This window comes from Klebsiella quasivariicola (assembly GCF_002269255.1).
Classification (GTDB): domain Bacteria; phylum Pseudomonadota; class Gammaproteobacteria; order Enterobacterales; family Enterobacteriaceae; genus Klebsiella; species Klebsiella quasivariicola.
The window spans coordinates 2,267,266-2,287,089 of record NZ_CP022823.1 but is presented as its reverse complement, the minus strand read 5'-3'; the positions used below and the strand labels follow the sequence as shown (position 1 = coordinate 2,287,089).

Genomic DNA, 19,824 nt, shown 5'->3' with positions numbered 1-19,824 from the left:
ATTACTTCGTAACCGCAGCTTCAAGCCAGGCTTTAAAATCGTCACCCAGCGTTTTGTGGCGAATACCATATTCGACAAACGCCTGCATATAGCCAAGCTTATTGCCGCAGTCATGGCTCTTGCCCTTCATATGATAAGCTTCAACTGTCTCTTTCTCGATCAGCATATCAATCGCGTCAGTCAGCTGAATTTCATCCCCGGCGCCAGGAGGGGTTTTCGCCAGCAGTGGCCAGATATCTGCGCTGAGGACATAGCGCCCTACTACCGCCAGGTTGGACGGAGCAACGTCAGCTTTCGGCTTCTCGACCACCCCTACCATCGGTACACTTTCGCCCGGCTTAAGGGATTCGCCTTTACAGTCAACCACGCCATACGCGGTCACATCCTCAACAGGCTCAACCATAATCTGGCTGACGCCGGTTTCATCGAAACGAGAAATCATCTCTGCAAGGTTATCGCGGCTCAGATCTGATTCATATTCATCCAGAATAACGTCTGGCAGAATAACCGCGACCGGCTCATCACCTACCACCGGATGGGCGCAAAGCACCGCGTGGCCAAGGCCTTTCGCCAGACCTTGACGAACTTGCATAATGGTGACGTGCGGCGGGCAAATAGACTGCACTTCTTCCAGCAGCTGACGTTTTACACGTTTTTCCAGCATCGCTTCCAGCTCAAAACTGGTATCGAAATGGTTTTCGATAGAGTTTTTGGACGAGTGCGTTACCAGAACAATTTCAGTAATTCCTGCAGCGATACATTCATTAACAACGTACTGAATTAACGGTTTATCTACCAGCGGCAGCATTTCTTTTGGGATTGCTTTTGTGGCAGGCAGCATCCTGGTGCCTAATCCCGCGACCGGGATAACCGCTTTTCTGACTTTAGAATTAAGGGCAGCCATTGAAATCTCCTGGACTGTTTGTTTTTTAAACTTCTCGTTACAAATAACGTGTCGAGTATATCAGTCAACCGCGTATTCACTGATCTGAAAAGGTTCCGATAGCCTCGAATTAGGACTTTTACGCATAAAACTGCTCGATGGTACCACCGGTAAAGGGCTACGGGTAATCCTGTCTGCTTAGATATAACGTTAATTGCTCATTCCGCAGACAACATTAAGCGTAAACGTCCTCCGGCCCCCCAAATTTGGCACTGCCAGGACGTACAACGCTGGCTAATTTGGTTGAGGTAGGCTTCCCCCAACGTCCCTAAAGGAACGCCATTACTTATCTGAATTTGATGTTCACCTGTATTCAGTGTGCCATTGAGACCAGCAGAAACCAGAATTAAATTTTTCAATCCGCTGTGGTAATAACCCACCAGTAAAGGGAACTGTCCAGGAAGATTAGCCTGACGCAGTAACTGATTGACCTGTTTTAACAGGCTCCCCATTTCAGGTAAGCGTTGTCCCTGGTGCGCAAGTTGCTCCTGCAACAGACCATTGAACAACGCGCGCAATAATAACGCCGCCAGTACACCATTATCCCCGGCTCGGGTGACATCCAGACAATAGAACGCTAAATCATTTTCTGAGAGCGGTGCAATATCAAGTACCAACCCGGGTTTGTCCGCCGACACCAGTTGGCGATAATGGATCCGACAGTGCGACATTTCCTGCTGCACTGGCGGCTGCAATTCCTGCAGTAATCTTGATGCGGCGGTGGGATTACTAACCAGTGCGTCCCAGTCCTCAAACAGACGCTCTTCCTCTTCCACACGTGAGCTGAACATCGCGGGATAAAGGCAGGCATAGACAGTCTCGCGCAGGCGATCGAAATCTTTTACGGGCTTTAGCAGCACGTCCTGGACGCCAAGCCGCAACGCTTTGGCTATGTCCGCCATGTTTTCAGTCGCCGAAATCATCAAAATCGGCAACTGCTCGCCGCGGTTTCGCAGCGTCTCCACCAGCTCCAGACCGTTCATTCTCGGCATAGAAATGTCGCAAATCATCAGGTCCGGATGCACCTCTGTCATTTTATGCAGGGCATCCATGCCATCTTCTGCCAGCCAGGTTGTGGCTCCCAGCGAGGCCAGCCATCCATGCAAGAGTGAGCGGAAAACGGGTTCGTCTTCAACTATCAGAATCTGTTTTCCCGCCAATGGCTGCGTCATGATATCTCCCCTGGCTGACGATAATTCAATAGTGGCACGCTATTCACACTATCGCCTGTCAGATTTTACTTAAGTCAGGTACTCGTGCGTCAAACCGCTGTACGCACTAAGGGTAATAGTTCATCCATTTTCTTTTCTACGGCCAAATGCCCCGCAGCAATCGCCTCACCCGCGCGATGGAAATCCAGCGTCGACACTTGCGGACAAAAAGGCTGCAGCAGGATATCCGGTGGGTCGCCCGCCATACGATTGCGTTTAAGACGGTTCTCCAGAACCTGGATAGACGTGGTCATGATCTCCATGGCCGTCGGCGTCACCGTTGCACGTCGGGCACTCATTTGCGTCAACCGCGCGCGCAGGCGAGCATGCCATGGACCTTCCTTCTCTTCAGCGTCCCGCCGGGGCGTGTCGAGGGAGAATAAATCTTGCTGCATGAGATGGGCATCATGCTGCAGGTCTACAGCAATCACAATGTCCGCCCCCATCGCACGCGTCAGCGACACCGGTACCGGATTGACCACTGCGCCATCCACCAGCCAGTAGCCATTATGCCTGACCGGCGCCATCAGTCCTGGCATACTGCAGGAAGCACGAATCGCTAAATGCAGATCGCCTTCGGTAAACCACAGCTCCCGGCCGGTGCTTAAATTGGTGGCGACAGCGGCAAAAGGCCGTTCGCAGGCCGCGATATCGGTCACAGGCATGATGCGGCGGTAATGATTAAATACCTTTTCCCCCCGCAGCAGTCCACCGCGACGCCAGGAAAGGTCCATCAGCTTCAGGACATCCCAGTTGCTGAAAGAACAGACCCATGATTCGAGCGCCGGGAGTCGGTTACAGGCGAACGCCGCTCCTACCAGAGAACCGATAGAGCAGCCGGCCACGATATCAATTTCAATACCGGCCCGCTGAAGAGCGTTGATGACGCCAATATGCGACCACCCGCGGGCCGCCCCCGCCCCTAACGCCAGACCAATTTTAAGCTTTCTCATGAGTACTGATAACTATCCTTCCACTCTGAGCGTGGCAACATTGTCACGCCTCAGTTAACATAAAGCCCTTTGGCGTAAACGCGCCGTTACTCTTTCTTCCATGGAGGCAATTTTGTCGCAATTGTGCCCCTGTGGCAGCGCACTGGAGTATAGCTCATGTTGCCAGCGATATCTGTCCGGCGCCGAGCTTGCGCCTGGCCCGTCACAGCTTATGCGCTCCCGTTACAGCGCGTTCGTCATGAAAGATGCCGACTATCTGATTAAAACCTGGCATCCGTCCTGCCAGGCGCAGCAGTTTCGCGCCGATCTGGAAAAGGGGTTTAGCCAAACCGAGTGGCTGGGCTTAACCCTGTTCGCCAGCGATGAAGGACGAACCCCAGATGAAAGTTTTGTCAGCTTTGTCGCCCGCTTTAATGACAATAACCGTCCAGGCGCCATTATTGAACGTTCCAGATTCTTAAAAGAAAATGGACAATGGTACTATATCGACGGGACACGGCCGCTGATTGGCCGCAACGACCCCTGCCCTTGCGGTTCAGGTAAAAAATTTAAAAAATGCTGCGGCCAGTAACGCTGCCGTAGCGCTTGCAAACACTACAGGATTTTCCTCGCGATGCATTCATTACAACGTAAAGTACTACGCACTATTTGCCCTGATCAGAAAGGCCTCATCGCGCGTATCACCAATATCTGCTACAAGCATGAACTCAACATTGTGCAGAACAATGAATTTGTTGACCACCGTACCGGTCGTTTCTTTATGCGCACCGAGCTGGAAGGCATTTTCAACGACACCATTCTGCTGGCCGATCTGGACAGCGCCCTGCCCGAAGGCTCCATCCGTGAACTGAATCCTGCAGGCCGCCGCCGGGTGGTGATTCTGGTCACTAAAGAAGCGCACTGCCTTGGCGATCTGCTGATGAAAGCCAACTATGGCGGACTGGACGTCGACATTGCCGCGGTTATCGGCAACCATGACACGCTGCGCCCGCTGGTGGAACGCTTTGGTATTCCGTTCGAGCTGGTCAGCCATGAAGGGCTGAGCCGCGACGAACACGACAAGCAAATGGGTGACGCTATCGCCGCCCACGAGCCGGATTACGTGGTACTGGCCAAATATATGCGCGTCCTCACGCCGGAGTTTGTCGCCAGCTTCCCGAATAAAATCATCAATATTCACCATTCGTTTTTACCGGCGTTCATCGGCGCGCGTCCCTATCATCAGGCCTACGAGCGCGGCGTGAAGATCATCGGCGCCACTGCCCACTATGTGAATGATAATCTGGACGAGGGTCCGATTATCATGCAGGACGTGATTCACGTCGATCATACTTATACTGCAGAAGATATGATGCGTGCTGGGCGCGATGTCGAAAAAAACGTTTTAAGCCGCGCGTTATATCAGGTACTGGCGCAGCGCGTATTCGTTTACGGTAACCGGACGATCATTCTTTAATCGACTAAGAAATGAATTGGTTAGCTTTACGGCGTTACGGGTAAAAATCAGGCAACCAGTTTATTTTTGTCAAAGGAATGCTTTACAGGGGCGCATCATTTGGTATGATGCGCCCCGCTTCCCGAGAAGGAAGCAGGCCAGTACTAAGCATTACCCCGTGGTGGGGTTTCCGAGCGTTCATAAGGGAGCTGACTGTAAATCTGCAGTCATCGACTTCAAGGTTCGACTCGAGCACCAGCGAGAGAACGTTGCCGAAGGCAACGGCCCGAAGGGTGAGGAGCTTTAGCTCCGAATAATCCTTCCCTCCTGTTGAATGCAGCAGAAGTGAATATTCCCCGTGGTGGGGTTCCCGAGCGGCCAAAGGGAGCAGACTGTAAATCTGCCGTCATCGACTTCGAAGGTTCGAATCCTTCCCCCACCACCATTCATTTTGCTGAATAGCCTACAATATGATTTTACCCCTGGTGGGGTTCCCGAGCGGCCAAAGGGAGCAGACTGTAAATCTGCCGTCATCGACTTCGAAGGTTCGAATCCTTCCCCCACCACCATCTCTCCATGTCATGCCCAGCTTAATCTACCTGCGATATTCTAGATTCTGCCCTACGGGGAAGGATGAGAAGCTTCGACCAAGGTTCGACTCGAGCGTAGCGAGAGAACGTTGCCGCAGGCAACGGCCCGAAGGGCGAGGCGCTTAGCGCCGAGTTATCCTTCCCCCACCACCATCTCTCCATGTCATGCCCAGCTTAATCTACCTGCGATATTCTAGATTCTGCCCTACGGGGAAGGATGAGAAGCTTCGACCAAGGTTCGACTCGAGCGTAGCGAGAGAACGTTGCCGCAGGCAACGGCCCGAAGGGCGAGGCGCTTTAGCGACGAGTTATCCTTCCCCCACCACCATCTCTCCATGTCATGCCCAGCTTAATCTACCAGCGATATTCTATATTCTGCCCAACGGGGAAGGATGAGAAGCTTCGACTAAGGTTCGACTCGAGCTCCAGCGAGAGAACGTTGCCGCAGGCAACGGCCCGAAGGGCGAGGCGCTTGAGCGCCGAGTTATCCTTCCCCCACCACTCTCGCGCTCTCTGCAACCACCTGTGCTGCTCTCTCCTCGCTCGCGCTTCGCTTAGCGAGGCTACAGGCACTGCTGACCGGTAACCGCAACGTCTGCGAAAAAATCACAGCGGTGGCAACCGCCTTTTTACCGGCGAGCTTTTCACCACCGAGGTATTGCACTGCGCATATTCCGCCAGACCGTCCAGCAGGGTATCAAGCTGGGCAATGTCGCGCACCACAAGGCGCATCACGAAACAATCTTCCCCGGTCACCTTGTCACTTTCAATGCATTCCGGCATCGCCTGGATATATTTATCCACTTTCTGCAGCAGCCCCGGCAGCGGCCGGACCCGCACCAGCGCCTGCAGGCTGTAGCCCAGCGCAGCGAGATTGACCCGCGCCCCATAACCCTGAATAACGCCCCGCTCCTCCAGGCGCTTCACCCGCTCGGCCGTGCTCGGCGAGGTCAGTCCCACTCGTGCGCTCAAGACCTTTAGCGAAACTCTGGCATCCTGGGTCAGGCAAGTGAGGATCGCCCGGTCTATTTCATCAAGAATGTCATTCATCTATTTCACCTAATTATAAAAGGCATTTAACCCTTTCAACCTTAATTCAGCCATATCACCCTGTCAGGGTTTTTCGCACAATAGCTGAAAAATTGTGGAGGTGAAAAATGCAACTTACCCGCGGCGTCTGGCAAATGAGCCTGGCAATGATAATCTCCGGCTCGATCGGCGCGTTCGTGCTGCTCTCGGGTTTGCCGGTGATTGATGTCGTGTTCTGGCGCTGCCTTATTGGCGCGCTAACCTTGCTGGTGTTTATCGTGTTAAGCCGCCAGCCCTTCAGCCGGCTAACGCGTTTCACTCTCGCTCTGGCGGTGATTGGCGGCGCGGCGCTGGTCGTCAACTGGCTGCTGTTGTTTGCCGCCTATTCGCGGATCTCCATCGGCATGGCCACCGTGGTCTATAACACCCAACCGTTTATGCTGGTACTGATGGGGATGGTGCTGGGGGAACGGGTCAGCGCCGTGAAATGGGGATGGCTACTGCTGGCCTTTGGCGGCGTGGTGATCCTGCTGTCGAGCGAACTGATGCCCGCGCACGGCGAGGGACTCATCACCGGCGTGTTACTGGCGCTGGGCGCGGCATTCTTCTATGCCCTGACCGCCATTATCGCCCGCAAGCTGCGGCCGCTACCGGCGCAGCATATCGCTTTTATTCAGGTTATCGTCGGTACGGTAATGCTTTTGCCGCTGGTTCATGCCCCCGAGTTTAACAGCCATTTTCCCTGGCGCTATTTGCTGATCCTCGGCATCGTCCATACCGGGATTATGTATCAACTTTTATATAGTGCGATTCAAAAGCTGCCGACCCCGGTCACTGGTTCGCACTCGTTTATCTATCCGCTGGTGGCTATCGTGGTTGACTATCTGGTTTTCCATCACGCGCTCACGCCGCTGCAGTTGGCTGGAGGGGTGCTGATTCTGTTTGCTGCGGCGGGCAACAACCTCGGCTGGGGCGAAAAAAAACCCCGCCATGGCGGGGTCAGTCAGCCGTCACGGGTCAATTAGCGACGGGCGCGGACAATCTGGTATTTGCGCGTCAGGTATTCGACCGGCGCGCTCCAGATATGAACCAGACGGGAGAACGGGAACAGCAGGAACAGGGTCATGCCCAGCACCAGATGAACGCGGAAAATAAACGCCACGCCATCCAGATGCTGCGAAGCGCCGCCGTGGAAGGTCACCACCGACTGCGCCCAGCCGACCAGCTTCATCATTTCACTGCCGTCCATATGCTGGGCAGAGAACGGGATCGTCAGCAGGCCAAGCGCACACTGCACCATCAGCAGGGAGAGGATCAGAATATCCGCTCCGGTGGTGGTGGCGCGAACGCGCGGGCTGAGCAGACGACGCTTGAGCAGCAGTAACCCGCCCACCAGGGTCATCACGCCGCAGGCGCCGCCGGCGATCATCGCCATCTTCTGCTTGACGTCGATAGGCAGGAAGGACTCATACATCCAGTGCGGGGTCAGCATGCCGAGGAAGTGGCCGGCGAAAATACCGAGGATGCCGATATGGAACAGGTTCGACGCCAGGTTCATCCCTTTACGATCCAGCATCTGGCTGGAGGCCGCGCGCCAGGTGTACTGGCCATAGTCGTAGCGCAGCCAGCTGCCGATCAGGAACACTGAGCCCGCAATGTACGGATAAATGTCAAAGAAGAACATATTCAGGAAGTGCATTATTGCTGTCCTCCGTTAGAGATATTCAGATATTGCGGGGCCACGGCTCCGGCAAAACGACGCTGGTGAGCGGAAATTTCCGACTCGCCGCAGCCCTGGTCGGCAAAGAATTTGACCTGTTCTTCTTCCCAGACCGCGTCCAGCGCCTGCGGCGTATCGTCGCGCGCCTCGTCGGCAATCTTCTCTGCCACCTTCTGGCTGTCGACCTGAGTATTAGCCAGCTTCAGTAACAGCTCGAACAGCACCGCATAGCGACTTTCGCGCTGCTGCAGGCGCGCGCTGAGCAGGCCGAGGATCGGCGCGACGTCCCGCAGGCCGCCAAGCGCTTCCTCTTCCGGCAGTTGCGCCAGATACTCCAGATACAGCGGCAGGTGATCCGGCAGCTCGTGGCTATCAAGCAGCAGACCGTGGCGCTCATACTGCGCCATCAAATCCACCATCGCCTGCCCGCGATCGCGTGATTCGCCGTGGACATGTTCAAACAGCAGCAGCGAGGTGGCGCGGCCGCGGTCAAACAGTTCGCTATAGGCCGCCTGGGCATCCAGCGGATCCTGAGCCACTAAATCGCGCAGGAAAACGCCCAGCGCGTGGGCATCCTCTTTGCTGAGTTTCTCTGATGACGCGAGCGCCTCGAACATCTCCTGCTGATGCTGCCATAAGGCAGCGTCAGGGTATTCGAGCAGACGCGACATAATCACGAGTTCAATCATGCGTGCGGCTCCGTTTTGCTGGTCACGTCGATAGCGTCGATGCGACGGCTGTTGAACAGGTTGAACTGGCTGTCCGAGCCGTGGCAGCCATCGCCAAAGCTGAAGCCGCAGCCGTTTTTCTCCGGAAACGCTTCTCGCGCCTGTTCACGGTGGCTGCTCGGCACCACGAAACGATCTTCGTAGTTAGCGATCGCCAGATAGCGGTACATCTCCTGGGCCTGCGCTTCGCTCAGCCCCACCTCTTCCAGCGCACGGGTATCGACGACGCCGTCGACGGTTTCCGCACGTTTGTAGTGACGCATCGCCAGCATCCGCTTCAGCGCCAGCAGGACCGGCTGGGTATCGCCGGCGGTCAGCAGGTTCGCCAGATACTGCACCGGAATACGCAGGCTTTCCACGTCCGGCAGAATACCGTTACTACCCAGTTCGCCCGCATCGGCGGCGGACTGAATCGGCGACAGAGGCGGCACGTACCAGACCATTGGCAGGGTACGATATTCCGGGTGCAGCGGCAGCGCCAGCTTCCAGTCCATCGCCATTTTATAGACCGGCGACTGCTGCGCGGCTTCAATTACGCCCTGCGGTACGCCATCTTTTAACGCCTGTTCAATCACTTTTGGATCGTTTGGATCGAGGAAGACGTCCAGCTGGCGCTGATACAGATCTTTCTCGTTCTCGGTGCTGGCGGCGTTTTCAATCGCGTCCGCGTCGTACAGCAGGACCCCGAGATAGCGGATACGGCCCACGCAGGTTTCGGAGCACACCGTCGGCATTCCGGATTCAATACGCGGGTAGCAGAAGATGCATTTCTCGGATTTCCCGCTCTTCCAGTTGAAATAGATCTTCTTGTACGGACAGCCGGTGATACACATCCGCCAGCCGCGGCACTTGTCCTGGTCGATCAGCACGATGCCGTCTTCTTCACGCTTATAGATGGCGCCGCTCGGGCAGGTCGCGACGCAGGCCGGGTTCAGGCAGTGCTCGCACAGGCGCGGCAGATACATCATGAAGGTGTTCTCGAACTGGCCGTACATCGCCTTCTGCATATTGTCGAAGTTCTGATCTTTGGCGCGTTTTTCGAACTCGCCGCCGAGGATCTCTTCCCAGTTCGGGCCGCTGGTAATTTTGTCCATCCGCTGGCCGGTGATCAGCGAGCGCGGACGGGCGATCGGCTGATGCTTACTTTCCGGCGCGTTGTGCAGATTCTGGTAGTCATAATCAAACGGCTCGTAGTAATCGTCGATCCCCGGCAGATGCGGGTTGGCGAAGATTTTACCCAGCAGCATCGCGCGGTTGCCCATGCGCGGCTGCAGCTTACCGTTGATTTTGCGGATCCAGCCGCCCTTCCATTTTTCCTGGTTTTCCCAGTCGTTCGGGAAACCGACGCCTGGTTTACTTTCAACGTTGTTGAACCAGGCATATTCCATCCCTTCCCGGCTGGTCCAGACGTTTTTACAGGTGACCGAGCAGGTGTGGCAGCCGATGCATTTATCGAGATTCAGCACCATGCCGACTTGTGAACGAATTTTCATTTTACGCTCTCCTGTACCTGGTCGTTGCCTTCGCCGTCTAACCAGTTAATGTTCTTCATCTTACGTACCACCACAAACTCATCGCGGTTGGAGCCGACGGTACCGTAGTAGTTAAAGCCATAGGCCAGGTGGCCGTAACCGCCGATCATGTGGGTCGGTTTTGGCGTAATACGGGTGACGGAGTTATGGATCCCCCCGCGCTGACCGGTGATTTCAGAGCCCGGCAGGTTCACGATGCGTTCCTGCGCGTGATACATCATGGTCATTCCGGCCGGTACGCGCTGGCTCACGACCGCGCGCGCCGTCAGGGCGCCGTTGGCGTTAAACACTTCAATCCAGTCGTTATCTTCGATACCCAGATCTTTCGCATCCGCTTCGCTCATCCAGACGATCGGGCCGCCGCGCGACAGAGTCAGCATTAGCAGGTTATCGCTGTAGGTCGAGTGGATACCCCATTTCTGGTGCGGGGTCAGGAAGTTCAGCGCCTTCTCCGGATTGCCGTTGGACTTCTCGCCCATCACCGCTTTCACCGAACGGGTGTCAATCGGCGGACGATAGACCAGCAGGCTTTCGCCAAAGTCGCGCATCCACTGGTGATCCTGATACAGCGACTGGCGGCCGGACAGCGTGCGCCACGGGATCAGCTCATGAACGTTGGTGTAACCGGCGTTATAGGAGACGTGCTCATCCTCCAGGCCAGACCAGGTCGGGCTGGAGATAATCTTCCGCGGCTGCGCCTGAATATCGCGGAAGCGGATCTTCTCGTCTTCTTTGTTCAGCGCCAGGTGCGTGTGCTCGCGACCGGTGATCTCGCTCAACGCTTTCCACGCCTTCACCGCCACCTGACCGTTGGTTTCCGGCGCCAGAGTGAGGATCATCTCCGCGGCGTCGATGGCTGTTTCCAGCTTCGGCTGGCCTTTCGCCGGGCCTTCCGCCTTGGTGTAGTTGAGCTTACGCAGCAGGTCCATTTCGCTCTGGGTATTCCAGGCGATGCCTTTACCGCCGTTGCCGATGGTTTCCAGCAGCGGGCCGATCGAGGTGAAGCGCTCGTAGGTCGCCGGATAATCGCGCTCGACCGGAATAATATGCGGCGCGGTTTTCCCCGGGATGAGATCGCATTCGCCTTTTTTCCAGTCTTTGACATCCAGCGGCTGCGCCATTTCCGCGGCGGAGTCGTGCTGGATCGGCAGCGTGACGACGTCGGTTTCTTTACCGAGGTGGCCCACGCACACTTCAGAGAATTTCTTCGCGATACCTTTATAGATATCCCAGTCGCTCTTCGATTCCCACGCCGGGTCAACGGCGGCCGACAGCGGGTGAATAAACGGATGCATATCCGAAGTATTCATGTCGTCTTTTTCGTACCAGGTGGCGGTCGGCAGCACGATGTCGGAGTAGAGACAGGTGCTCGACAGACGGAAGTCGAGAGTTACCACCAGATCCAGTTTGCCGTCGAGGCCGTTATCCCGCCACTCGACTTCTTCCGGCTTCACGCCGCCCTGCTTGCCAAGGTCTTTGCCCTGAATGCCGTTCTCGGTACCCAGCAGGTACTTGAGCATGTATTCATGACCTTTACCGGAGGAACCCAGCAGGTTGGAACGCCAGATAAACAGGTTACGCGGGTGGTTTTTGCCGTTTTCCGGTTGCTCGGCCGCAAAGCGAATCGAGCCCTCTTTCAGCGACTTCACGGTGTAATCCACCGGGGTCATGCCGGCTTTCTTCGCTTCGTCAGCGATACGCAGCGGGTTGACGCCAAGCTGCGGCGCCGACGGCAGCCAGCCCATCCGCTCTGCGCGCACGTTAAAGTCGATCAGGTGGCCGCTGTAACGGGATTTATCCGCCATCGGCGACAGCAGTTCCTGCGCGGTCACCGTTTCATAGCGCCACTGGCTGGAGTGGTTATAGAAGTACGAGGTACTATTCATGTGACGTGCCGGACGCTGCCAGTCAAGGGCGAACGCCAGCGGCTGCCAGCCGGTCTGCGGACGCAGTTTTTCCTGGCCCACATAGTGCGCCCAACCGCCGCCGCTCTGACCGACGCAGCCGCAGAAGATCAGCATATTGATCAGGCCACGGTAGTTCATGTCGAGGTGGAACCAGTGGTTGAGGCCCGCCCCGACGATAATCATCGAACGACCGTGAGTTTTATCGGCGTTATCGGCAAATTCACGGGCGGTACGAATGATATGCGCGCGGGAGACGCCGGTGATCTTCTCCGCCCACGCCGGGGTGTAGGCTTTCACTTCATCGTAGCCGGCGGCGCAGTTGTCATCGTTCAGACCGCGCTCCAGGCCGTAGTTAGCCATGGTCAGATCGTAAACGGTGGTGACCAGGGCGGTGGAGCCGTCGGCCAGCTGCAGGCGTTTCACCGGCAGTTTGTGCAGCAGAACATTCTCGAGGTCAACTTTGTTGAAGTGCTCTGTGCCTTCGCCACCGAAATACGGGAAGCCGACGTTTGCCACTTCATCATGGCTGCCGAGCAGGCTCAGACGCAGCTCAATCTCTTCGCCGGTTTTACCATCGCGCTGTTCGAGGTTCCACTTGCCTTTGTCGCCCCAGCGGAAACCCAGAGAACCGTTCGGTACGCTCAGGTCACCTTTCTCATCAAAGGCGACGGTTTTCCATTCCGGATTGTTCTCCTGACCGAGGGAGTCCACCAGGTCGGACGCGCGCAGCGTGCGGCCGGCGGCGTAATAACCATCGCGCTCCTCGAGCATCACCAGCATTGGCATGTCGGTGTAGCGGCGCACGTAATCGGTAAAGTACTGGCTCGGCTTATCGAGGTGGAACTCACGCAGCATCACGTGGCCCATCGCCAGCGCCATCGCGGCATCGGTCCCCTGCTTTGGCGCCAGCCACAGATCGCAGAGTTTGGCGATTTCGGCGTAGTCCGGGGTAATCGCCACGGTCTTGGTGCCTTTGTAGCGGACTTCGGTAAAGAAGTGGGCATCCGGTGTACGGGTCTGCGGCACGTTGGAGCCCCAGGCGATAATGTAGCTGGAGTTGTACCAGTCGGCGGATTCGGGTACGTCGGTCTGCTCGCCCCAGGTCATCGGCGAGGCCGGCGGCAGGTCGCAGTACCAGTCGTAGAAGCTCAGGCAGGTGCCGCCGATCAGCGACAGGTAACGGGCGCCGGAGGCGTAGGAGACCATCGACATCGCCGGGATCGGCGAGAAGCCGGCCACGCGGTCCGGACCGTAGGTTTTGACGGTGTAGACGTTAGAAGCGGCAATCAGCTCATTCACTTCCTGCCAGGAAGAACGTACAAAGCCGCCGCGGCCGCGGGCCTGTTTGAAGCTTTTGGCTTTGTCGGCGTCTTCGATAATCGAGGCCCATGCCTCAACCGGATCGCTATGCTGAACTTTCGCTTCCCGCCACATCTTCATCAGACGTTTACGCATCAGTGGATATTTCAGGCGGTTCGCGCTGTACAGGTACCATGAGTAGCTGGCGCCGCGCGGACAACCGCGTGGTTCGTGGTTCGGCAGGTCCGGGCGGGTGCGCGGGTAGTCAGTCTGCTGGGTTTCCCAGGTCACCAGACCGTTTTTGACATAAATCTTCCAGCTGCATGAACCGGTGCAGTTAACACCGTGAGTGGAACGCACAATTTTGTCATGCTGCCAACGTTGACGGTATCCATCCTCCCAGTCCCGGTTGGTGTTAAGAAGCTGGCCGTGCCCATCGGCAAAGGTTTCACCCTTCTGTTTGAAGTAGCGAAACCGGTCCAGGAATTTACTCATCGGGTTTCTCCTGATATGGAGCCTGACGGCTCTCTGATAAATCGACATTGCTGGATTTGCAGCGAAGGTAACGCTATGAAAGAGGGCGAGAATTGATAGCGATCAATCCGAACTGGCTTGTTACTGCGCAGCAAAACCTCGATTACCACCAAGGTGGTATAAGATGTTATTTTTTAACTTATTGTTTTTTAATGATTTTCACCTCAAAAAGCGGCGCCTCACCGGGATTTGTTAACAACGGAGGTATTAAGGGGTAGAGCCATTTCACTGGCAAGCCCACCTGTTCTGGCTCAGCGGTCGATGCGGACAATTTTCTCCAATAGTATGTTGTAACTAATTAAGCGGTTAAAAAAGGCGCCTCCGTGGGGAGCGCGCCTTTTTATACGCCAACGTTACCGCGGCCGATTACTGACGCTTACGACCGTATACCGCCCAGGTGATCACCACGCAGGCAATATAGAACACGAGGAACACTTTCATCGCCCCGGCCGGCGAGCCGGTCAGATCCAGCGAGATACCGAACGCTTTCGGAATAAAGAAGCCGCCGATAGCGCCAATGGCGGAGATAAAGCCCAGTGCCGCCGCGGTATCGGTCGCCGCCTCGCGCATCGCCTGGGCTTCGCTGCCGCCCTGGGCCTTCACGCGGTCCATGGTCAGCTTACGGAAGATCACGGAGATCATCTGGAAAGTGGAGGCGCTGCCCAGCCCGGCGGTCAGGAACAGCACCATAAACACCGCAAAGAAGGCGATAAAGTTGCCGCCCTGGCCGTTGGTCGGCAGGGTCAGGAACAGCAGCGCACAGAAGACAGCCATCACCACGAAGTTGACCAGCGTTACGCGGGTCCCGCCGAGACGGTCGGAGATCGCCCCGCCCATCGAACGCGCCAGCGCGCCAATAAACGGGCCGAAGAAGGCATAATGCAGGATCTGCACATCCGGGAACTGGGTTTTCGACAGCATGGCGAAACCGGCGGAAAAGCCGATAAAGGAACCGAAGGTAGCCAGATAGAGCAGCGCCATGATCCACAGATGCAGGCGTTTGAGGACCGGCAGCTGTTCGCTCAGCGACGCTTTAGAAGCCGACAGGTCGTTCATAAAGAACCACGCCGCCAGGGTGAAAATAACCAGGAAAGGTACCCAGATCCACGCGGCGTTTTCCAGATACAGCATCGAGCCGTCCGGCTGTTCGCTGCCGGTCCCGCCAAAAATGGCAAACACCGAAACCGACACCACCAGCGGCGCGACCAGCTGCATCACGCTGACGCCCATATTACCGAGACCGCCGTTGACGCCGAGCGCTCCGCCCTGCTTCGCTTTCGGGAAGAAGAAGCTGATGTTGGCCATACTGGAGGCGAAGTTGGCGCCGGCGAAACCGCACAGCAGAGAGATAATCACGAAAACGCTAAACGGCGTGGAGGTATCCTGAACCGCAAAGCCCAACCATACACAAGGCACAATCATGATCCCGGTGCTGAACGCCGTCCAGCGACGGCCGCCGAACAGCGGCACCATAAAGGCGTAAGGTACACGCAACAGGGCGCCAGACAGCGCCGGCAGCGCGGTCAGCATAAACAGCTGATCGGTCGTAAACTGAAAGCCCACTTTGTTGAGGTTGACGGCAACCGCGCTAAACAACATCCACACGCAGAACGCCAGTAACAGACAGGGAACGGAGATCCATAAATTACGGCTCGCCACACGGTGGCCGCGCTGTTGCCAGAATTCAGGATCTTCAGGCCGCCAGTCGGTAATGACCGAGCGATTAGCCTTCTCCGGGAGGGAAGATTGACTCATAGATACCTCTGATTATTCATATTTCCTGCCGCTACCTTAGGGGTTGCCCGGGGCGGTAAGTTGATATAAATCAAAGGAAAAGCGCGCACTAATTTGTGCAAAAATAAACCATGCTCCGAAGTGAGTAGAGAATGGTGGGGAAAAAAGTGTGGTTTTTCACGCGACTGCCGGGTTCCGTATAACCCCTCCCCCAACGCCACCTACCACCGACAATTAAGGAGTAACTCTTTAGGGGTATGGGTATACTCCAGGGGATAGCCGAGAATAAGCGCCACTCCCGGAGAGATCCCCGGTTCAGGAGCCACGCATTCCATGTTAAAACGTCTTTTTACCCCGCTGACGCTGGTCAATCAACTGGCGTTAATCGTGCTGCTCGCCACGATTATTGGCGTCGCCGGCATGGCGATCTCCGCGCGCCTGGTGAACGGCGTGCAGGGCAGCGCGCACGCCATTAACAAGGCCGGTTCATTGCGTATGCAAAGCTACCGGCTGCTGGCGGCGATCCCGCTGAATGAAAACGATCAAAAACTGGTGGCGGACATGACCGCCACCGTCTTCAGCCCGGAGCTGCAAAATTCCGCCCGCCGCGACGGCCAGGAAATCCAGCTTAAAGCCCTGCAGCAGTACTGGCAGCTGGCGCTGGCCCCCGGCATGCAGCGCGCAGTCAATCAGGCGGAAGTGGCCCAGGATGTCGCCGACTTTGTCGATCGTATCGACCAGTTGGTCACCGCATTCGACCACACCACCGAGCAGCGTATCGAACGGGTGGTCTGGATCCATCGCATCCTCGCCATTGGTATGGCGCTGCTGCTGATCTTCACTATCATCTGGCTACGCGCCCGCCTGCTGCGGCCGTGGAAACAGCTGCTGAGCATGGCGCGCGCGGTGAGCCAGCGTGATTTCACCCAGCGGGCGCACATCAGCGGCCGCAACGAAATGGCGACCCTGGGCATGGCGCTGAATAACATGTCGGAAGAGCTGGCGGAAAGCTATGCCGTGCTCGAGCGGCGGGTGCAGGAGAAGACTGCCGGACTGGAGCAGAAGAACGAGATCCTCGCTTTCTTATGGCAGGCCAACCGCCGGCTGCACTCCAGCGCCCCGCTCTGCGAACGTATTTCGCCGGTACTGAATGGCCTGCAGGGGCTGACGCTGCTGCGCGATATCGAGGTACGGGTTTACGACCTGGAAGACGAAGATAATCACCAGGAGTTTACCTGCCACTCGGATGATGACTGTGATGATAAAGGCTGCTACCTCTGTCCACGCAATCTGCCGCCGCTGCCGGATGGCGGAACAACGCTGAAGTGGCGGCTGTCAGATGCGCATAGTCAGTACGGCATCCTGCTGGCGACGCTGCCGGTTGGCCGCCATCTCAGCCACGATCAGCAGCAGCTGGTGGATACCCTGGTGGAACAGCTGACCAGCACCCTGGCGCTGGACCGCCATCAGGAGAAGCAGCAGCAGCTGATCGTCATGGAAGAACGGGCCACTATCGCCCGCGAGCTGCACGACTCCATCGCCCAGTCGCTATCCTGTATGAAGATGCAGGTTAGCTGTCTGCAGATGCAAGGCGACGCCTTGCCGACGGAAAGCCGCCAGCTGCTGGGGCAGATCCGTAACGAACTGAATACCTCGTGGGCCCAGCTGCGGGAGCTGTTAACCACCTTCCGCCTGCAGTTGACCGAGCCGGGGCTGCGCCCGGCGCTGGAGGCCAGCTGTCAGGAGTACAGCGCCCACTTCGGCTTTACGGTGCAGCTTGATTACCAGCTCCCGCCGCGCTTTGTGCCCTCGCATCAGGCGATCCACCTGCTGCAGATCGCTCGCGAAGCGTTGAGCAACGCTCTGAAGCATGCCAGCGCAACCGAAGTAACCGTGACGGTGTCACAACGCGATAATCAGGTTCGTCTGGTGGTAGCGGATAACGGCCGCGGCGTACCGGACCACGCCGAACGGAGTAACCATTACGGTTTAATTATTATGCGGGATCGCGCCCAGAGCTTGCGCGGTGACTGTCAGGTACGACGCCGGGAAACCGGTGGAACCGAAGTGATCGTCACGTTTATCCCGGAAAAAACGTTTTCCATCCAATAAGGAGACCCTCATGAGTCAACAGGAACGGGCAACTATCCTTCTCATTGACGACCATCCGATGCTGCGCACCGGCGTGAAACAGTTGATCAGCATGGCGCCGGACATCCAGGTGATTGGCGAGGCCAGCAATGGCGCGCAAGGTATCGAGCTGGCCGAGTCGCTGGATCCTGACCTGATCCTGCTGGACCTTAATATGCCGGGCATGAACGGTCTGGAGACGCTGGATAAGCTGCGTGAGAAATCCCTTTCTGGCCGGGTAGTGGTCTTCAGCGTCTCCAACCATGAAGAGGACGTTGTCACCGCCCTGAAGCGCGGCGCCGATGGCTATTTGTTGAAGGACATGGAACCGGAAGATCTGCTGAAAGCGCTGCAGCAGGCGGCCGCCGGAGAGATGGTATTAAGCGAAGCATTAACGCCGGTGCTGGCCGCCAGCCTGCGCGCCAACCGCGCCACCTCCGATCGGGACATCAGCCAGCTGACCCCGCGCGAGCGCGACATTCTCAAGCTGATAGCCCAGGGACTGCCGAACAAAATGATCGCCCGTCGCCTGGATATCACCGAAAGCACCGTCAAAGTACACGTAAAGCACATGCTGAAGAAAATGAAGCTCAAATCCCGCGTGGAAGCGGCGGTATGGGTCCACCAGGAGCGAATCTTCTAAGGCGAGTCCGTCCAGGAGACGCCTGGCGTGGTAAACTTGACCAGCGGCTCGGTCAGCGCCAGGGCGATCTCATTGGAGGAGACGCGCTGCCCCTGTTTATCCTCCACCACCACCGACAGGCGCCAGCGGTTCGCGGCGCCCGGTTCACTGTTCCACATCGGCATAATGATGCTCCAGCCATCGGGGCTGCTGGCATCTACCGGCGGCGTCAGGCTGAGGGCCTGGGTGTCTCCCTGCCAGTGCAGCGCCTTGATGCCATGCAGACTATGGATCTGCAGCTTCAACTGCACCGTCTCCCCGGACTGCAGATCCCAGGGCGGCGTGGCCAGATAGACCGTCAGATTTTTGCGCTGACGATACTCCACCACCGGCAGATTATCCCGCTCCGGACTATCGAAGCGGCTCCCGCGCAGCGAGTTGCTGATCGCCACCTCGTCTGCCGCCAGCTGCTGCTTAAGGGGTACGCCAAAGCGGTAGTTAAGCTTCAGGCCAACATTGTTCTGACTGACGCCATTTTCCCCCTGTTTATGCTTGGCGGTCACGGTGACCAGGGGGACCGGGGTGTAATTGAGTCCGACGGAGACGGCCACCGGGTTGTGGTAGCCGGTGCCGGTATGAAACAGATCGACGCTGTCGCCGAAATACTGTTCAACGCTGACGCTGGTATTAATGTGCTGATAGAACGGCAGCCGCGCCTGGGCGGTGACATCATATCCCGTAGCCATCCGCTGCTCCTGAGTCTGATTCTCGCGCAGTTGCCAGTCGCCCAGCGGATGGTAGTAGTTTGCCGACAAGCGGAGATATTCTCCCCATGCCTCGGCGCCAACACTGCCACGCGCCAGGCTTTCGCTCAGTACTTTGTCGTAAAACGAGTTATAGCCCAGCAGCCAGCCGCCGACCCGCCAACGCTGGCCAAGCCCGATGTTGCCTACCAGATCGTTCTCGCGTTGGGTCACCGAGTACTGGTTCCACGTCAGGTAGCGGTCATTATCCTGCAACGGTACGAACCAGCTCCCTTTACTGCCGGTGAACTTACCCTCTTTATCGACCAGCAGGTCGACATTGGCGTTGCCCCACGGCGAGAGCCAACTCTCCAGCTGATGACTCACTTCATTGCCGATTTTACTGATGGCAAACAGCTGCGCCTGTTCACCCGCCGTCAGACCATTGTCGCTCATGCTGGCCTCGCCAAACTTCTTCGCCACTTCGGCAAAGTGCCGGGCGTCGTCATCAACCTGGGGAGCAATCCCCATATCGGGCAGCGGATCTTGCGCTTGCGCAGGGCGGGTGGTGTCGCTGGCGGTCAGCGCCCAGACGGGAACGCCCGGCAACAGCAGGAGAAAGGTCAACGTTGGCAACAAACGGAACGACACAGGCATTAACAGAGTTTGCGCAAGCTCACAAAAATGGATAGAAGTGTTAGTTTATCGTTTTTT

The 19,824-nt window shown here is 56.9% G+C and carries 16 protein-coding genes, 2 tRNA genes and 4 other RNA genes; 11 read left to right on the top strand and 11 right to left on the bottom strand.

The window, feature by feature from the left end:
* Position 1: 1 nt before the first annotated feature.
* From galU to rssA, 3 genes are all read right to left on the bottom strand, one after another.
* Positions 2-904: a UTP--glucose-1-phosphate uridylyltransferase GalU gene (gene galU, locus B8P98_RS11400; protein WP_025712017.1), complete on the bottom strand. Its 903-nt coding sequence runs from the start codon at positions 902-904 to the stop codon at positions 2-4.
* A 197-nt stretch (positions 905-1,101) separates the two neighbouring features.
* A complete protein-coding gene (gene rssB / locus B8P98_RS11395) occupies positions 1,102-2,115 on the bottom strand; it encodes a two-component system response regulator RssB (protein WP_095033014.1) in 1,014 nt (337 codons plus the stop codon).
* Between the two features lie 89 nt (positions 2,116-2,204).
* Complete coding sequence (gene rssA, locus B8P98_RS11390; RefSeq protein WP_025712015.1) at positions 2,205-3,107, bottom strand: patatin-like phospholipase RssA; 903 nt, start codon at positions 3,105-3,107, stop codon at positions 2,205-2,207.
* A gap of 112 nt (positions 3,108-3,219) precedes the next feature.
* On the opposite strand from rssA, the gene B8P98_RS11385 reads away from it, so the two are divergent.
* From B8P98_RS11385 to B8P98_RS11350, 8 genes are all read left to right on the top strand, one after another.
* Entirely contained in the window at positions 3,220-3,678 is a 459-nt protein-coding gene (locus tag B8P98_RS11385; protein WP_042929233.1) for a YchJ family protein, read from the top strand.
* A 42-nt stretch (positions 3,679-3,720) separates the two neighbouring features.
* Entirely contained in the window at positions 3,721-4,563 is an 843-nt protein-coding gene (gene purU, locus B8P98_RS11380; protein WP_095033013.1) for a formyltetrahydrofolate deformylase, read from the top strand.
* A gap of 170 nt (positions 4,564-4,733) precedes the next feature.
* Positions 4,734-4,874: non-coding RNA, RtT sRNA (locus tag B8P98_RS11375), on the top strand.
* A gap of 28 nt (positions 4,875-4,902) precedes the next feature.
* A tRNA-Tyr gene (locus B8P98_RS11370) sits at positions 4,903-4,987 on the top strand.
* Between the two features lie 39 nt (positions 4,988-5,026).
* Positions 5,027-5,111, top strand: a tRNA-Tyr gene (locus tag B8P98_RS11365).
* Between the two features lie 43 nt (positions 5,112-5,154).
* A non-coding RNA gene (locus B8P98_RS11360) (RtT sRNA) lies at positions 5,155-5,285 on the top strand.
* Between the two features lie 43 nt (positions 5,286-5,328).
* Positions 5,329-5,460, top strand: a non-coding RNA gene (locus B8P98_RS11355) — RtT sRNA.
* 43 nt (positions 5,461-5,503) lie between these two features.
* Positions 5,504-5,636, top strand: a non-coding RNA gene (locus tag B8P98_RS11350) — RtT sRNA.
* A 102-nt stretch (positions 5,637-5,738) separates the two neighbouring features.
* Here B8P98_RS11350 and B8P98_RS11345 read toward each other — a convergent pair.
* Complete coding sequence (locus tag B8P98_RS11345; protein ID WP_025712011.1) at positions 5,739-6,182, bottom strand: Lrp/AsnC family transcriptional regulator; 444 nt, start codon at positions 6,180-6,182, stop codon at positions 5,739-5,741.
* 107 nt (positions 6,183-6,289) lie between these two features.
* On the opposite strand from B8P98_RS11345, the gene B8P98_RS11340 reads away from it, so the two are divergent.
* The gene (locus B8P98_RS11340; RefSeq protein WP_080924315.1) at positions 6,290-7,186 is read left to right on the top strand and encodes a DMT family transporter; all 897 of its coding nucleotides are present in this window, start codon (positions 6,290-6,292) and stop codon (positions 7,184-7,186) included.
* Here B8P98_RS11340 and narI read toward each other — a convergent pair.
* The 6 genes from narI to B8P98_RS11315 form a co-directional block, all read right to left on the bottom strand.
* On the bottom strand, positions 7,183-7,860 hold the full coding sequence (narI, locus tag B8P98_RS11335) for a respiratory nitrate reductase subunit gamma (protein WP_002910189.1): 678 nt from the start codon (positions 7,858-7,860) through the stop codon (positions 7,183-7,185). The two genes, B8P98_RS11340 and narI, sit on opposite strands and share 4 nt — an antisense overlap.
* Positions 7,860-8,570, bottom strand: a complete 711-nt coding sequence (gene narJ / locus B8P98_RS11330) for a nitrate reductase molybdenum cofactor assembly chaperone (RefSeq protein WP_012541353.1) — start codon at positions 8,568-8,570, stop codon at positions 7,860-7,862. Before narJ ends, narI begins: the two co-directional genes overlap by 1 nt.
* On the bottom strand, positions 8,567-10,102 hold the full coding sequence (gene narH / locus B8P98_RS11325) for a nitrate reductase subunit beta (protein WP_002910193.1): 1,536 nt from the start codon (positions 10,100-10,102) through the stop codon (positions 8,567-8,569). The genes narJ and narH overlap by 4 nt, the downstream gene beginning before the upstream one ends.
* Entirely contained in the window at positions 10,099-13,842 is a 3,744-nt protein-coding gene (locus B8P98_RS11320) for a nitrate reductase subunit alpha (RefSeq protein WP_025712009.1), read from the bottom strand. Before B8P98_RS11320 ends, narH begins: the two co-directional genes overlap by 4 nt.
* A gap of 178 nt (positions 13,843-14,020) precedes the next feature.
* Positions 14,021-14,122, bottom strand: a complete 102-nt coding sequence (locus B8P98_RS30855) for a hypothetical protein (protein WP_032409060.1) — start codon at positions 14,120-14,122, stop codon at positions 14,021-14,023.
* Between the two features lie 125 nt (positions 14,123-14,247).
* Positions 14,248-15,636: a NarK family nitrate/nitrite MFS transporter gene (locus B8P98_RS11315; RefSeq protein ID WP_025712008.1), complete on the bottom strand. Its 1,389-nt coding sequence runs from the start codon at positions 15,634-15,636 to the stop codon at positions 14,248-14,250.
* A gap of 312 nt (positions 15,637-15,948) precedes the next feature.
* On the opposite strand from B8P98_RS11315, the gene narX reads away from it, so the two are divergent.
* Both narX and narL read left to right on the top strand, forming a co-directional pair.
* Positions 15,949-17,727: a nitrate/nitrite two-component system sensor histidine kinase NarX gene (narX, locus tag B8P98_RS11310; protein WP_004175566.1), complete on the top strand. Its 1,779-nt coding sequence runs from the start codon at positions 15,949-15,951 to the stop codon at positions 17,725-17,727.
* 10 nt (positions 17,728-17,737) lie between these two features.
* Positions 17,738-18,388 carry a two-component system response regulator NarL gene (narL, locus tag B8P98_RS11305; RefSeq protein WP_002910198.1) on the top strand — a complete coding sequence of 217 codons (651 nt, stop codon included), beginning with the start codon at positions 17,738-17,740 and terminating at the stop codon, positions 18,386-18,388.
* Here the strand turns inward: narL and B8P98_RS11300 are convergent.
* A complete protein-coding gene (locus tag B8P98_RS11300) occupies positions 18,385-19,767 on the bottom strand; it encodes a YchO/YchP family invasin (RefSeq protein ID WP_025712007.1) in 1,383 nt (460 codons plus the stop codon). The two genes, narL and B8P98_RS11300, sit on opposite strands and share 4 nt — an antisense overlap.
* Positions 19,768-19,824 lie beyond the last annotated feature (57 nt).